This window comes from Pseudomonas sp. ERMR1:02 (assembly GCF_002277815.1).
In the GTDB taxonomy this organism is placed as follows: Bacteria; Pseudomonadota; Gammaproteobacteria; order Pseudomonadales; family Pseudomonadaceae; genus Aquipseudomonas.
In genome coordinates this window covers 369,666-381,837 of record NZ_NKJI01000004.1, presented here as the reverse complement: position 1 = coordinate 381,837, position 12,172 = coordinate 369,666, and the positions used below count along the sequence as shown (strand labels likewise).

Sequence of the window (12,172 nt, the reverse complement as noted above, 5' to 3'; positions counted from 1 at the left end):
CGCTGGCTCTGTTCTCGAGGAGGACTCCATGTTTACCGGCATCATCGAATCCATCGGCAGTATTCGTGCGTTGACCCCAAAAGGCGGAGATGTGCGGGTCCATGTAGAAACCGGCAAGCTCGATCTGAGCGACGTCAAACTGGGCGACAGCATCGCGGTCAACGGCGTATGCCTGACCGCTGTTGAATTGCCGGGCAACGGCTTTGCGGCGGACGTCAGCCGTGAAACCCTCGATTGCACGGCCATGAACGACCTGAAAAGCGGCAGCCCGGTCAACCTGGAAAAAGCCCTGACCCCGACCACTCGCCTCGGCGGGCATCTGGTCAGCGGACATGTCGATGGAGTGGGCGAAGTGGTTGCCCGCACAGAGAACGCGCGTGCCGTGGAATTCCGCATCCGCGCGCCGAAAGAACTGGCCAAGTACATCGCCCATAAAGGCTCGATCACGGTCGACGGCACCAGCCTGACCGTGAACGCGGTCGATGGCGCCGAGTTCCTGCTGACCATTATCCCGCACACCCTGAGCGAAACCATCATGGCGTCGTATCAGCCAGGTCGCCGGGTGAATCTGGAAGTGGACTTGCTGGCCCGTTACCTGGAGCGCCTGCTCTTGGGCGACAAGGCCGCCGAGCCTGCTTCCAGTAACATCACCGAAAGCTTTCTGGCCGAGAACGGCTACCTCAATTCCTGAAACTCAATTTTTGAAAGAAGGGGGGTGCCTTGTGGCGCTCAATAGCATCGAAGAACTGGTTGAAGACATCCGCCAAGGCAAGATGGTCATCCTCATGGATGACGAAGACCGCGAGAACGAAGGCGACCTGATCATGGCCGCCGAGTGCTGCAAGCCCGAGCACATCAACTTCATGGCCAAGCACGCCCGTGGCCTGATCTGCATGCCGATGAGCCGCGAGCGCTGCGAGCTGCTCAAGCTGCCGCTGATGGCACCCCGCAACGGTTCCGGTTTCGGCACCAAATTCACCGTGTCCATCGAAGCGGCCACCGGTGTGACCACCGGCATTTCTGCGGCCGACCGTGCGCGCACCGTGCAAGCGGCTGCTGCCCGTGATGCCAAGGCTGAAGACATCGTCAGCCCGGGCCACATTTTCCCGCTGATGGCCCAGGCCGGCGGCACCCTGGCCCGTGCTGGCCATACCGAAGCTGCCTGTGACCTGGCGCGCATGGCCGGTTTCGAGCCAAGCGGCGTGATCTGCGAAGTGATGAATGACGACGGCACCATGTCCCGTCGCGCCGAACTGGAAGCTTTCGCAGCCGAACACAACATCAAAATCGGCACCATCGCCGACCTGATTCACTACCGGATGATCCACGAACGTACCGTTCAGCGGATTGCCGAGCAGCCTCTGGACAGCGAACTGGGCCAATTCAACCTGGTGACCTATCGTGATTCCGTGGAAGGCGACGTGCACATGGCCCTGACCCTGGGCAACGTGTGCGCCGAAGAGCCAACCCTGGTTCGCGTGCACAACATGGACCCGTTGCGCGACCTGCTGATGGTCAAGCAACCGGGCCGCTGGAGCCTGCGCGCCGCCATGGCTGCGGTGGCGGAAGCCGGCAGCGGCGTGGTGCTGTTGCTGGGTCACCCGCTCGATGGCGATGTGTTGCTTGCGCATATCCGCGAAACCGCCGATCACGCGGCCGTGAAAAAACCGACCACCTACAGCATTGTCGGTGCCGGTTCGCAGATCCTGCGTGACCTGGGCGTGCGCAAAATGCGCCTGATGTCGGCGCCGATGAAATTTAATGCGATATCCGGTTTCGATCTGGAAGTTGTAGAATACGTGCCCTCCGAATAATGACCGGTTTTTTGCGGCCCTGAATTCGCGGTTCAAAAATCACTGAGGGATGCGTAGAAGACGCGTCCCGGCTCTTTAAGAGATCTATCGAATGACCCTGAAGACCATCGAAGGTACCTTCATCGCCCCTAAAGGCCGCTACGCTTTAGTAGTGGGCCGTTTCAACAGCTTCGTCGTTGAAAGTCTGGTCAGCGGTGCAGTTGATGCCCTGGTTCGCCATGGCGTGAGCGAAAGCGACATCACCATCATCCGTGCCCCTGGCGCCTTCGAAATCCCGCTGGTTGCGCAGAAAGTCGCTCAGAAGGGTGAGTTCGCGGCAATCATCGCCCTGGGCGCGGTCATTCGTGGCGGTACTCCGCACTTCGAATACGTGGCAGGCGAGTGCACCAAGGGTCTGGCCCAGGTGTCCATGGAGTTCGGCGTGCCGGTCGCTTTCGGCGTCCTGACCGTTGATTCCATCGAGCAAGCCATCGAACGTTCCGGCACCAAGGCCGGTAACAAAGGTGCCGAAGCTGCCCTGTCCGCTCTGGAAATGGTCAGCCTGCTGGCGCAGTTGGAGGCCAAGTGATTAGCGACGAAAGCGATCGTTTCAACCCGCGCGATCCAAAGCCTGCGGATGCCGGCAAGCCATCGAAAAGCGTCAAGCGTCGCGAAGCCCGTCAGCTTGCGACTCAGGCGCTGTACCAGTGGCATATGGCCAAGCAATCGCTGAACGAGATCGAAGCGCAGTTCCGGGTCGATAATGATTTCACCGATGTCGACGGCGCGTACTTCCGCGAAATCCTGCACGGGGTTCCGCAGTTCAAGACCGAAATCGACACCGCACTCACGCCTTGCCTGGACCTGACCATCGAAGAGCTGGACCCGGTTGAACTGGCGGTTCTGCGTCTGTCCACCTGGGAACTGCTCAAGCGCGTCGACGTTCCCTACCGCGTTGTGATCAACGAAGGTATCGAACTGGCCAAGGTCTTCGGTTCCACCGACGGCCACAAGTTCGTCAACGGCGTGCTCGACAAGCTGGCCCCGCGTCTGCGTGAAGCTGAAGTGAAGGCGTTCAAGCGCTAACCAGCGCTTGAACAGTTGCCTGATGGGCGAGTTTGAGCTGATCCGCAATTTCTTCGCCGCCGCGCCTTGTGCGCAGGGCGGCGAAGGCGTTGCCCTGGGGATCGGCGATGACTGCGCCTTGCTGGCTGTTCCCCCTGGGGAACAGTTAGCGATTTCCACCGACACCCTCGTGGCCGGTGTGCATTTCGCAGATCCCTGCGACCCGTTTCTGCTCGGTCAGCGCTCGCTGGCTGTCGCCGTCAGTGACCTGGCCGCCATGGGCGCCACCCCCGTTGCCTTTACCCTTGCTCTGACTTTGCCGGCGGTGACCACCGATTGGCTGGATGCCTACGCCCGTGGTTTGAACCTCATGGCGCAAAGCTGCGGCGTGGCGCTGGTGGGCGGCGATACCACCCGCGGGCCGTTGAGCCTGACCATGACCGTATTCGGTCGGGTGCCGGGCGGTTTGGCGTTGACCCGCAGCGGCGCGCAACCAGGCGACCTGCTGTGTGTGGGCGGCGAGCTGGGCAATGCGGCCGGCGCGTTGCCGCTGGTCCTTGGTCAGCGCGGTGCCGAGGCGGTCATTGCCGACCCGCTGCTGGCGCATTACTGGTCGCCGCAACCGCAGCTTGGTTTGGGCATGGCGCTGCGTGGCAAGGCGACTTCGGCGCTGGATATCTCCGACGGCCTGCTCGCCGATTGCGGGCACATCGCCCTCGCGTCGAGAGTCGGCCTGCTTGTCGAGCGTGAGCGATTGCCGCTGTCGGCTGCACTGGTCGCTTTCCTTGGTCTGTCGGGCGCGCAAAGTGCCGCGCTCAGTGGCGGTGACGATTACGTGTTGGCCTTCACCTTACCGTCCGTCGAGTTACCGGCATTGCTGGCCGACGGCTGGCCGATACATGTGATCGGGCGCGTCGTGAACGGGCAGGGCGTAAGGCTGCTGGACGCCGATGGACAAGACATCACCCCGCAATCCCGGGGTTATCAACATTTTCGGGAGACACCGTGACAGATCATCCCAAACAGGTCCCGGCGGAAAACATACCGCCGTCGGTCTGGCGCAATCCATGGCATTTCCTGGCGTTCGGCTTCGGCTCGGGCACCTTGCCAAAGGCACCGGGCACCTGGGGGTCGTTAGTTGCGCTGCCCTTTATCCCGTTATGGCAAATGCTCCCCGATTGGGGCTACTGGTTGATGCTGGGCATCACCATGCTGTTCGGCTTCTGGCTGTGCGGCAAAGTGGCCGATGATCTACGCGTGCACGACCACGAAGGTATCGTCTGGGACGAGATGGTCGGGATGTGGATCACCCTGTGGCTGGTGCCGGAAGGTTGGCAGTGGTTACTGGCGGGTTTCTTGATGTTTCGCTTCTTCGATATTCTCAAGCCGTGGCCGATTCGCTGGATCGACCGGCATGTACACGGCGGGGTCGGAATCATGCTTGATGATGTGTTGGCTGGAGTTTTTGCCTGGTTGGCGATGCAAGGGCTGGTATGGATTTTCGCCTGATGGGTTAAGTGGGAAGACTTCAAGGATCCATCACACGCTGATGGCATTGTTCGACCTGCGCATGGATCACTAGGTGAAAAGCGGCGATCTAAAGCCGATCTTCGAGCGCTGGAAACAGCCTTATCCATTTGATTCGAACTGAACGCAATCATCACGACTGATGATTAACCTTGTAGGAGTGAGCCTGCTCGCGATTGCGGTGTATCAGTCAAATATTCACCAGCTGAAAGTCCGTCATCGCGAGCAGGCTCACTCCTACAAAGGGTTGGGGTAACCCTGACATCAAACTTATTGATTGTTATGGCCGATAATTCAGCCTAAGCGCCTGTCGGAACGTGCTGTTACAATGCCGGCCTGCGAATCTTCAGTCTCTTTAGATCAGGAGCACACCGGTGCCTGTCGTTTTTGTCGCCGCTTCCAAGCTGCCAACGCCTTTTGCGCAATTCATCATGCACGGCTTTCTAGACGAAGCTACGGGCCGTGAGCACGTTGTGCTGAGCCTGGGCGAGATCGCCGACGGTGCCCCGGTACTTGGCCGGTTGCACTCCGAATGCCTGACAGGCGATGCCTTGTTCAGCCAGCGTTGCGATTGCGGCTCACAACTTGAGGCGGCGCTGCAGGCCATCGCCCGTGAAGGCCGTGGCGTGTTGCTCTACTTGCGTCAGGAGGGCCGTGGTATTGGCCTGCTGAACAAGATCCGCGCTTATGAATTGCAGGACGGCGGTGCCGACACCGTTGAAGCCAATGAGCGTCTGGGGTTTGCCGCGGACCAGCGTGATTACGCCATGTGCCTGCCGATGCTGGAGCATCTGGGCGTTAAATCCCTGCGCCTGATGACCAATAATCCGCGCAAGGTCAAAGCCTTGACCGACATGGGCATCGTGGTAGCCGAGCGCGTGCCGCTGCACACCGGTCACAATCCGCACAACAAACTCTATCTGGCGACCAAGGCCAGCAAACTCGACCACATGATGGGCAACGAACATCAGGGCGAGGTAGACCGGGCGTGACCCGCGGTCAGGTTCGGCGGCGACTGTCTTTCAACTGGTGGCAATATCTGGCACTGGCCTTGTTGCCGTTGTTCGTGATCAACGGCGTATTCGGCCAGAGCGAGGCGATCCTGCCGGTGCTGGCGATGCCGTTGTTCATTGCCGGTGTCGCTTCGATGTTTGTCAGCCTGAAGTTCTTTGGCGGCTACAAACACGCGTTGATCGCCACTCAGAAAGCCCTCGACACCCCTGAAGAGCCCGCCGCGTGGATCAGCCTGGCTGCCAAACGACGCACGGCGTTCTTCGCCGCCGGCCTGCCGGCGTGGATCGGAGCATTGGCGGTGTTTGTCGGCCTCGAAGCGGTGCCACTGATGCTGCTGGCGCTGTCGACCATGGTGCTGTTCTACCTTTACCGTATCCCGCGTCAACTCGGTTGATGCGCTCTGTCTGGCTGGCGTTTTTGCTGCTGGCCGTCAGCGGCTCGGCAGTTGCGGTTGAGCGAGTGGTCAGCCTCGCGCCGTCCCTCTCGGAAATCGTTGTCGAACTGGGTTCCGCCGACCTTCTGGTGGGTGTGCTGGATGCCGGTGAACGCCCCGCCGAACTCAAGCACCTGCCTTCGGTTGGCCGCTACGGTCAATTGGACATGGAGCGGCTGCTCAGCCTGAAACCCGATTTGTTGCTGCTCTGGCCCGGCAGTGTTGGTCCGGCCCAACGTGAGCAACTCAAGCACTTGAACATCCCGACCTACGTCGCCGAACCGCACAATCTCGAACAACTCATCGCGCAAATTGAAGCGATTGCCAACCAGCTCGGGCGGCCTGAGCGTGGGACGTCGTTGGCCACCGACTTGCGTCAGCGGCTGGACAAACTGCGTCAGCGCTATCGCCGGGATCAGCCGTTGCACGTGTTCTATCAAGTCTGGGATAGGCCTCTGTACACCGTGGGCGGCGGGCAGATCATCAGTGATGCACTCGACGTCTGCGGTGCCCGCAACGTATTTGCCGACCTGACGTTGCCGGCACCGCAAGTCAGCGTGGAGGCGGTGTTGCAGCGCAATCCCGAGGTGATTCTGGCCAGTGACCAGGCCCAGCTGGATGCGTGGAAGGCGTGGCCGCAGGTGGCGGCGGTGATGAACGGGGAATTGTTGCTCGTGACGGATAAAGGGCTGGAGCGACCGAGCGGGCAGATGGTCGAGGCGACGGCCAAATTGTGCCAATTGATCGCGCCCGACCGCTGAGACCGAGGTGCATTCTTCGCGGGCGAGCCTCGCTCTTACAGGATTTGCGTGGGCCGTGAAAACAACGCATCACTTGTAGGAGCGAGGCTTGCCCGCGAAGAGGCCCGCCTTAACGACGCAAATCCAATATCAAATCTCTGGCGTCCAGGTCACCCCAAACATCCACGCCCGACCTTCCTCGCGATATCCGTACTGGCTGCCTTCATGGCTGTACAACACCCGGCTGTAATCCTTGTCCAGCAGGTTATCGACCTTCAGCTGCAGCTTGATCTCACGACTGAGCTCCCAACTGCTGCGCAACTCCAGCAGGGCATAGCCGCCCAATGGCTGTTGATTATTCGGGTCGTCGTAGCTGCTGCTCACCGCTTGCCAACTGGCGCCGAGGCCCAGTCGATCAAACTGCCGATCCAGGTCCAGACTCAAGGTGCGTCGTGCACGGCGGGCCAAGGTATGCCCTGTGTCGCGGTCCCGCGGGTCGATGATCGCCACGCCAAGGTTGCTCCGCCAGCCGAACAGTTCCTGTTTCAATGCCGCTTCGAAACCGTTGATCCGCGCCGAAGCGACGTTTTCCGGGCGTGAGTTGCTGCCGAATATGATCGCGTCTTTCAAGTCCGTTCGGTACAGCGAAGCTTCCAGGCGACTGTACTCGGTCAATTGACTGCGCCATTGCAGCTCATAGCTTTTCGAGGTTTCGGGCTTGAGGTCCGGGTTGCTGAAGTCCGGGTAATACAAGTCGTTGAAAGTTGGTGCTCGGAAGCCTTCGCTGTAGGTCAGCAGTACATCGTTGTCCGGATTCAGCGGCAGGGTAAAGGTACCGCTCCAGCTATTCTGGCCGCCGAATTGCTGGTTCTGGTCGCGGCGCAGGCCGAGTTCGGTGGAGAAACTGTCGGTCCGGTAGCGATGCTGAATGAAAGCTGCACGGTTCCAGCGGCTGTCTTCGTCGAAGATCGTGCTGCTGTTGACCCGGTCTTCGTACCAGTCGCCGCCGAGGATCAGGCTGTTGCGCTCATTGAGTGTCAGGTCGTTCTGCCAGCTCGCCGAATCGCGGTAAGTGTTGAACACGCTGCGTTCATTACTGAGCTTGTCGAGGGTTTTTTCGCGGTTTTCGCTGTGGCCGAATTCGATGCGGGTTTTCCAGATATCGTTAACCTTTGCATCGATGTAGCTGCTGATGCTGCTCACGTCGAATTCGCTATAGGGCTGCTGCTGGACTGATTCGAAAGTGGTCAGGTCGAAGCGACCGAATGGGTTGTCGAATTCGCTCTTGCCACGGTTATCCAACAGATTGGCACCGATTTCGATGTCGTCACTGAGGGCATGACTGAGGCTCAGGCTGAACGACTTGTTGCGATACGCATCGTGATCGCCATCACTGGGATAGGACTCGTGGGTGCGGTTGATCCCGGCGGTTTCATCGAGGCTGGCGCCGAGGTTGAAACGGGTTTTTTCATCGCCACCGGACAAGCCAAGACTACGTTCCCAGGTCTGATTGCTGCCAACACCCACATGCATTTGCGGCCGCAACCCTGGTTCGCCACCACGACAGGTGAAGATCTGGATCACGCCGCCGATCGCGTCGCTGCCATAAATCACCGAGCGGGAGCCGCGCAGCACTTCCACGCGCTCGACCTGTTCGATGTTGATGTGCTGCAAGTTGCTGTCGCCGGAGCTCGAGTTGCCGATCCGTTGGCCGTCCACCAACACGAGGCTTTGCGCCGATTGCGTGCCGCGGATGTAAACCCCCGGCAGACTGCCGCGCCCACCGGTTTGTGCGATTTGCACGCCTGGCACCCGACGCAGCAGATCAGTGACGCTGGTCGGTTGCAGGCGGTCGATGTCTTCGCGGGTGAATACGGTGTTGGCAGCGCTGCTGTCGTTGCGTGCTTCGACCTGGCGGTTGGCGCTGATCAGCACGTCGGGCAGTTTCAGGGCTTGATCGCGTTCGAAGGTGTCGGCCAGCAGCGGGCCGGCCGGCAGCAGGGCCAGCGTCAGGGCGAGGGGGGAGAGATTCATCGGCAATCCGTTGGCGCTTTGAAGCGAATACACATTCGAAATTTGCACAAAACCAATGTGGGAGCGGGCTTGCTCGCGAATACGGTGTGTCAGTCAAAATATCTATCGACTGATACACCGCATTCGCGAGCAAGCCCGCTCCCACAGGTTTGGCGTTTAAATTTTCAGAAGTTGCAGGCGTTCGCGAATCGAAGCCTCGATCCCGGCCTCATCCAACCCACACTCAGCCAGCATCTGCGCAGGCTTGGCGTGTTCGACGTAAGTGTCCGGCAAGCCCAGATGCAAAATCGACTTGAGGATGTTTTCCCGGGCAAGGAACTCGCTGACAGCGCCGCCGGCACCGCCCATGATCGCGTTCTCTTCGACGGTCACCAGCAGCTCGTGGCTGGCGGCGATTTCACGAACCAGCGCTTCGTCGAGGGGTTTGACGAAACGCATGTCGACCACGGTGGCATCCAGCGTCTCGGCGACTTTCAGCGCCGCGGCCAGTTGCACGCCGAACACCAGCAGGGCGACTTTGCTGCCTTGGCGGCGAACCACACCTTTGCCGATTTCGATCGGTTCGAGATTTTTCTCGATGGTCGCATTCGGACCGCTGCCGCGTGGGTAACGCACGGCCGCCGGGCCTTCGTACAAGTGCCCTGTGGTGAGCATTTTGCGCAGCTCGTTTTCGTCGCTCGGGGTCATCACCAGCATGCCGGGGATACAGCGCAGGAACGACAGGTCGAAGCTGCCGGCGTGCGTCGGGCCGTCTTCGCCCACCAGACCTGCGCGGTCGATGGCGAACAGCACATCGAGGTTTTGTACGGCAACGTCATGCACTAGCTGATCGTAGCCGCGCTGCAGGAACGTTGAGTAGATCGCCACCACCGGTTTTGCACCTTCGCAGGCCATACCGGCAGCGAATGTCACGGCGTGTTGTTCGGCAATTGCCACGTCGAAGTAGCGCAGCGGGAAACGCTCGCTGAAGGCTACCAGATCGGAGCCTTCCTTCATGGCAGGAGTGATCCCGACCAGACGCGAGTCGACAGCCGCCATGTCGCACAGCCATTCACCGAACACACCGGAATACTTCGGTCCGCTGGCTTTTTTCGGCGCGGCGGCCGGGGCGTCCAGCGGTTCAAGTTTGGTGATGGCGTGGTAACCGATCGGGTCGACTTCCGCCGGGGCGAAGCCTTTGCCTTTCTTGGTGACGACGTGCAGGAACTGCGGGCCTTTCAGATCGCGCATGTTGCGCAGGGTCGCAATAAGGGTCGGCAGGTCGTGGCCATCGATCGGGCCGATGTAGTTCCAGCCCAGCTCTTCGAACAGCGTGCCGGGAACCAGCATGCCCTTGGCGTATTCTTCGGTGCGACGGGCGATTTCCCAGGCGCCGGGCAGGCGCGACAGCACTTTTTTGCTGCCTTCGCGCATGCTCGCGTAGGTGCGGCTGGAAAGGATTTTCGCCAGATAGTTCGACAAACCGCCGACGTTGCGCGAGATCGACATGTCGTTGTCGTTGAGGATCACCAGCATGTTGGCGTCCACTTCCGGCGCATGGTTCAGCGCTTCGAACGCCATGCCGGCGGTCAGGGCACCGTCGCCGATCACGGCAATCGCCTTGCGATCGCTGTTCTGCAGGCGGGCGGCAATTGCCATGCCCAGCGCTGCGCTGATCGAGGTACTGGAGTGGCCGACGCCAAAGGTGTCGTACTCGCTCTCGGAGCGGCGCGGGAAAGCGGCGATGCCGTCTTTCTGGCGCAGGGTGCCCATGCGCTCGCGACGACCGGTGAGGATCTTGTGCGGATAAGCCTGATGACCCACGTCCCACACCAGCCGGTCGTCCGGGGTGTCGAAAACGTAATGCAACGCGATGGTCAGCTCGATCACGCCCAGGCCGGCACCGAAATGCCCACCGGTCTGACCGACCGTGTAGAGCAATTCCAGGCGCAACTCATCGGCCAGGGTTTCCAGCTCGGCTTCGCCTAACCGGCGCAGGCCGTCCGGCGTGTTAGCACGGTCGAGCAGGGGCGTGGTTGGGCGCTTGCGGGGAATCTCATGAAACGTCGTGGGCATCAGGCGAATCGTTATAGGTATAAAAGATGCGGCAGTTTACCTGATGCATCGGCCCCTGCCCACGCGTTGGTCTTTTTTGGCGGATACGCCGTCAGTTGCGGCGGTCGACGATGTAGCGGGCCAGATCGCGCAATGGCTCGGCTGCTGCGTCAAACGGTCGCAGTGCGTGCAGGGCCTGATCGCGCAGTTCCAGGGCGTAGGTCTTGGCTGCGTCGAGGCCCAGCAGGGCCGGGTAGGTCGGCTTGTCGCGTGCAATGTCCGCACCCTGGCGTTTGCCGAGGGTTGCAGTATCGCTTTCGACGTCGAGAATGTCGTCCTGGACCTGGAATGCCAGGCCGATGGCCTGTGCATAAGCCTGCAGGGATTTCAGTTCGTCCTTCTCTGCACGACCACTGGCCAGGGCGCCGAGTTTGACGCTGACTTCGATCAACGCGCCGGTTTTGTGCCGGTGCATGTACTCGAGGGCTTTCTGGTCGAGCTTCAGGCCAACCGAACCGAGGTCGATGGCTTGACCGCCGACCATGCCCGCCGGGCCTGCAGCCTGCGCCAGGGCGCTGACCATTTGCAGGCGAATCTCTGCGTCGGCGTTGCTCAGGCGTGGGTCGAGCAGGGCGCTGAAGGCCAGGCTCTGCAAACCGTCGCCAGCGAGGATCGCGCAGGCTTCGTCGAATTTCTTGTGGGTAGTCGGCTGGCCGCGACGCAGGTCGTCATCGTCCATCGCCGGCAAATCGTCGTGTACCAGCGAATAAGCGTGAATCAGCTCCACCGCGCAGGCCGCGCCGTTGGCTTGATCGGCCTTGCCGCCCAGCGCTTCGCACGCGGCGTAGGCCAGCAATGGACGCACGCGCTTGCCACCGTTCATTACGCTGTAGCGCATGGCTTCGTACAGGCGGGCCAGTTCAAGGCTCGGCGCGGTGAACAGGGTTTCCAGTGCTGCGTTGACGCGGGCCTGGCTGGTCGCCGAATACGCTGCAATCATTCTGGTTGATCCGCGTCGAAGGGTTCTTCGGCCAACTCACCATCACGCTCGAGCAGCACCTGAACCTTTTGCTCGGCTTGAGCCAGCGCCGCCTGGCAATCGCGGGTCAGACCGATGCCTTGCTCGAAAGCGGTCAGCGAGTCTTCCAGCGACAACTCACCATTCTCCAGACGCTCCACCAGCGTTTGCAGGTCAGCGAGGGACTGTTCGAAATCCAGTGCAGCTTTTTTGCGGGCCATGGCGGCGATTTCCGGTTGACGTTAAACCGGCGCGACACTAGCAGACATGGGGTTTATGGGCAAATGAGAGGGGCGTTTGGTACCGCCGTTTTCTACTGGCTGGCCGCAGCCCCCTGTAGGAGCGAGCTTGCTCGCGAAAAACCCAAAGGCACCGCTGGGCATCTGGTTCACGCGTTATCGTTCACGACCTTCGCGAGCAGGCTCGCTCCTACAGAGGTGGCTTGTCATATTCACGGATTATTCGGCTCATTTTGTGAGCCGAATAAAGACGCTAATCGGCTCACCTTTCCCCC

Annotated in this window: 13 protein-coding genes and 1 pseudogene; 10 read left to right on the top strand and 4 right to left on the bottom strand. The window is 60.5% G+C overall.

Annotated features, from left to right (window positions below; genetic code table 11):
* The first annotated feature begins 28 nt into the window (after positions 1-28).
* The 10 genes and pseudogenes from CES87_RS10415 (at position 29) to CES87_RS10370 (ending at position 6,593) form a co-directional block, all read left to right on the top strand.
* Positions 29-691, top strand: a complete 663-nt coding sequence (locus tag CES87_RS10415; RefSeq protein ID WP_128606068.1) for a riboflavin synthase — start codon at positions 29-31, stop codon at positions 689-691.
* A gap of 31 nt (positions 692-722) precedes the next feature.
* Positions 723-1,814, top strand: a complete 1,092-nt coding sequence (gene ribBA, locus CES87_RS10410) for a bifunctional 3,4-dihydroxy-2-butanone-4-phosphate synthase/GTP cyclohydrolase II (protein WP_128606067.1) — start codon at positions 723-725, stop codon at positions 1,812-1,814.
* A 91-nt stretch (positions 1,815-1,905) separates the two neighbouring features.
* Positions 1,906-2,382, top strand: a complete 477-nt coding sequence (gene ribE / locus CES87_RS10405; RefSeq protein WP_003228649.1) for a 6,7-dimethyl-8-ribityllumazine synthase — start codon at positions 1,906-1,908, stop codon at positions 2,380-2,382.
* Positions 2,379-2,879 carry a transcription antitermination factor NusB gene (gene nusB, locus CES87_RS10400; RefSeq protein WP_008053839.1) on the top strand — a complete coding sequence of 167 codons (501 nt, stop codon included), beginning with the start codon at positions 2,379-2,381 and terminating at the stop codon, positions 2,877-2,879. The genes ribE and nusB overlap by 4 nt, the downstream gene beginning before the upstream one ends.
* A 22-nt stretch (positions 2,880-2,901) precedes the next feature.
* Positions 2,902-3,867, top strand: coding sequence for a thiamine-phosphate kinase (gene thiL / locus CES87_RS10395; protein ID WP_128606066.1), 966 nt, complete (start codon positions 2,902-2,904; stop codon positions 3,865-3,867).
* Positions 3,864-4,367 (top strand): phosphatidylglycerophosphatase A, encoded by a 504-nt coding sequence (locus CES87_RS10390; RefSeq protein WP_128606065.1) that lies wholly within the window; start codon positions 3,864-3,866, stop codon positions 4,365-4,367. The genes thiL and CES87_RS10390 overlap by 4 nt, the downstream gene beginning before the upstream one ends.
* 37 nt (positions 4,368-4,404) lie before the next feature.
* Positions 4,405-4,509 (top strand): annotated as a pseudogene (locus CES87_RS33015) (ABC transporter substrate-binding protein); the annotation flags it as partial.
* Positions 4,510-4,759: 250 nt separating this feature from the next.
* Positions 4,760-5,377, top strand: a complete 618-nt coding sequence (gene ribA, locus CES87_RS10380; RefSeq protein ID WP_046815879.1) for a GTP cyclohydrolase II — start codon at positions 4,760-4,762, stop codon at positions 5,375-5,377.
* A complete protein-coding gene (locus CES87_RS10375) occupies positions 5,374-5,793 on the top strand; it encodes an MFS transporter (RefSeq protein ID WP_128606064.1) in 420 nt (139 codons plus the stop codon). Before ribA ends, CES87_RS10375 begins: the two co-directional genes overlap by 4 nt.
* A complete protein-coding gene (locus CES87_RS10370) occupies positions 5,793-6,593 on the top strand; it encodes a cobalamin-binding protein (protein ID WP_128606063.1) in 801 nt (266 codons plus the stop codon). Before CES87_RS10375 ends, CES87_RS10370 begins: the two co-directional genes overlap by 1 nt.
* Before the next feature lie 129 nt (positions 6,594-6,722).
* On the opposite strand, the gene CES87_RS10365 is transcribed toward CES87_RS10370, so the two are convergent.
* The 4 genes from CES87_RS10365 to CES87_RS10350 all read right to left on the bottom strand — a co-directional run bounded on the left by CES87_RS10365 (position 6,723) and on the right by CES87_RS10350 (position 11,879).
* Positions 6,723-8,606: a TonB-dependent receptor domain-containing protein gene (locus CES87_RS10365; RefSeq protein ID WP_128606062.1), complete on the bottom strand. Its 1,884-nt coding sequence runs from the start codon at positions 8,604-8,606 to the stop codon at positions 6,723-6,725.
* 156 nt (positions 8,607-8,762) lie between these two features.
* A complete protein-coding gene (dxs, locus tag CES87_RS10360) occupies positions 8,763-10,661 on the bottom strand; it encodes a 1-deoxy-D-xylulose-5-phosphate synthase (protein WP_128606061.1) in 1,899 nt (632 codons plus the stop codon).
* Positions 10,662-10,752: 91 nt separating this feature from the next.
* Complete coding sequence (gene ispA, locus CES87_RS10355) at positions 10,753-11,640, bottom strand: (2E,6E)-farnesyl diphosphate synthase (protein WP_128606060.1); 888 nt, start codon at positions 11,638-11,640, stop codon at positions 10,753-10,755.
* Positions 11,637-11,879 carry an exodeoxyribonuclease VII small subunit gene (locus CES87_RS10350; protein ID WP_007894317.1) on the bottom strand — a complete coding sequence of 81 codons (243 nt, stop codon included), beginning with the start codon at positions 11,877-11,879 and terminating at the stop codon, positions 11,637-11,639. The genes ispA and CES87_RS10350 overlap by 4 nt, the downstream gene beginning before the upstream one ends.
* Between the last annotated feature and the right edge of the window lie 293 nt (positions 11,880-12,172).

Bases quoted from the DNA above. Each gene is read 5' to 3' on its own strand.
- ispA (WP_128606060.1), bottom strand. From the start codon at position 11,640: ATGATTGCAGCGTATTCGGCGACCAGCCAGGCCCGCGTCAACGCAGCA.
- CES87_RS10365 (WP_128606062.1), bottom strand. From the start codon at position 8,606: ATGAATCTCTCCCCCCTCGCCCTGACGCTGGCCCTGCTGCCGGCCGGC.
- CES87_RS10415 (WP_128606068.1), top strand. From the start codon at position 29: ATGTTTACCGGCATCATCGAATCCATCGGCAGTATTCGTGCGTTGACC.
- CES87_RS10370 (WP_128606063.1), top strand. From the start codon at position 5,793: ATGCGCTCTGTCTGGCTGGCGTTTTTGCTGCTGGCCGTCAGCGGCTCG.
- ribE (WP_003228649.1), top strand. From the start codon at position 1,906: ATGACCCTGAAGACCATCGAAGGTACCTTCATCGCCCCTAAAGGCCGC.
- thiL (WP_128606066.1), top strand. From the start codon at position 2,902: ATGGGCGAGTTTGAGCTGATCCGCAATTTCTTCGCCGCCGCGCCTTGT.
- dxs (WP_128606061.1), bottom strand. From the start codon at position 10,661: ATGCCCACGACGTTTCATGAGATTCCCCGCAAGCGCCCAACCACGCCC.
- CES87_RS10350 (WP_007894317.1), bottom strand. From the start codon at position 11,879: ATGGCCCGCAAAAAAGCTGCACTGGATTTCGAACAGTCCCTCGCTGAC.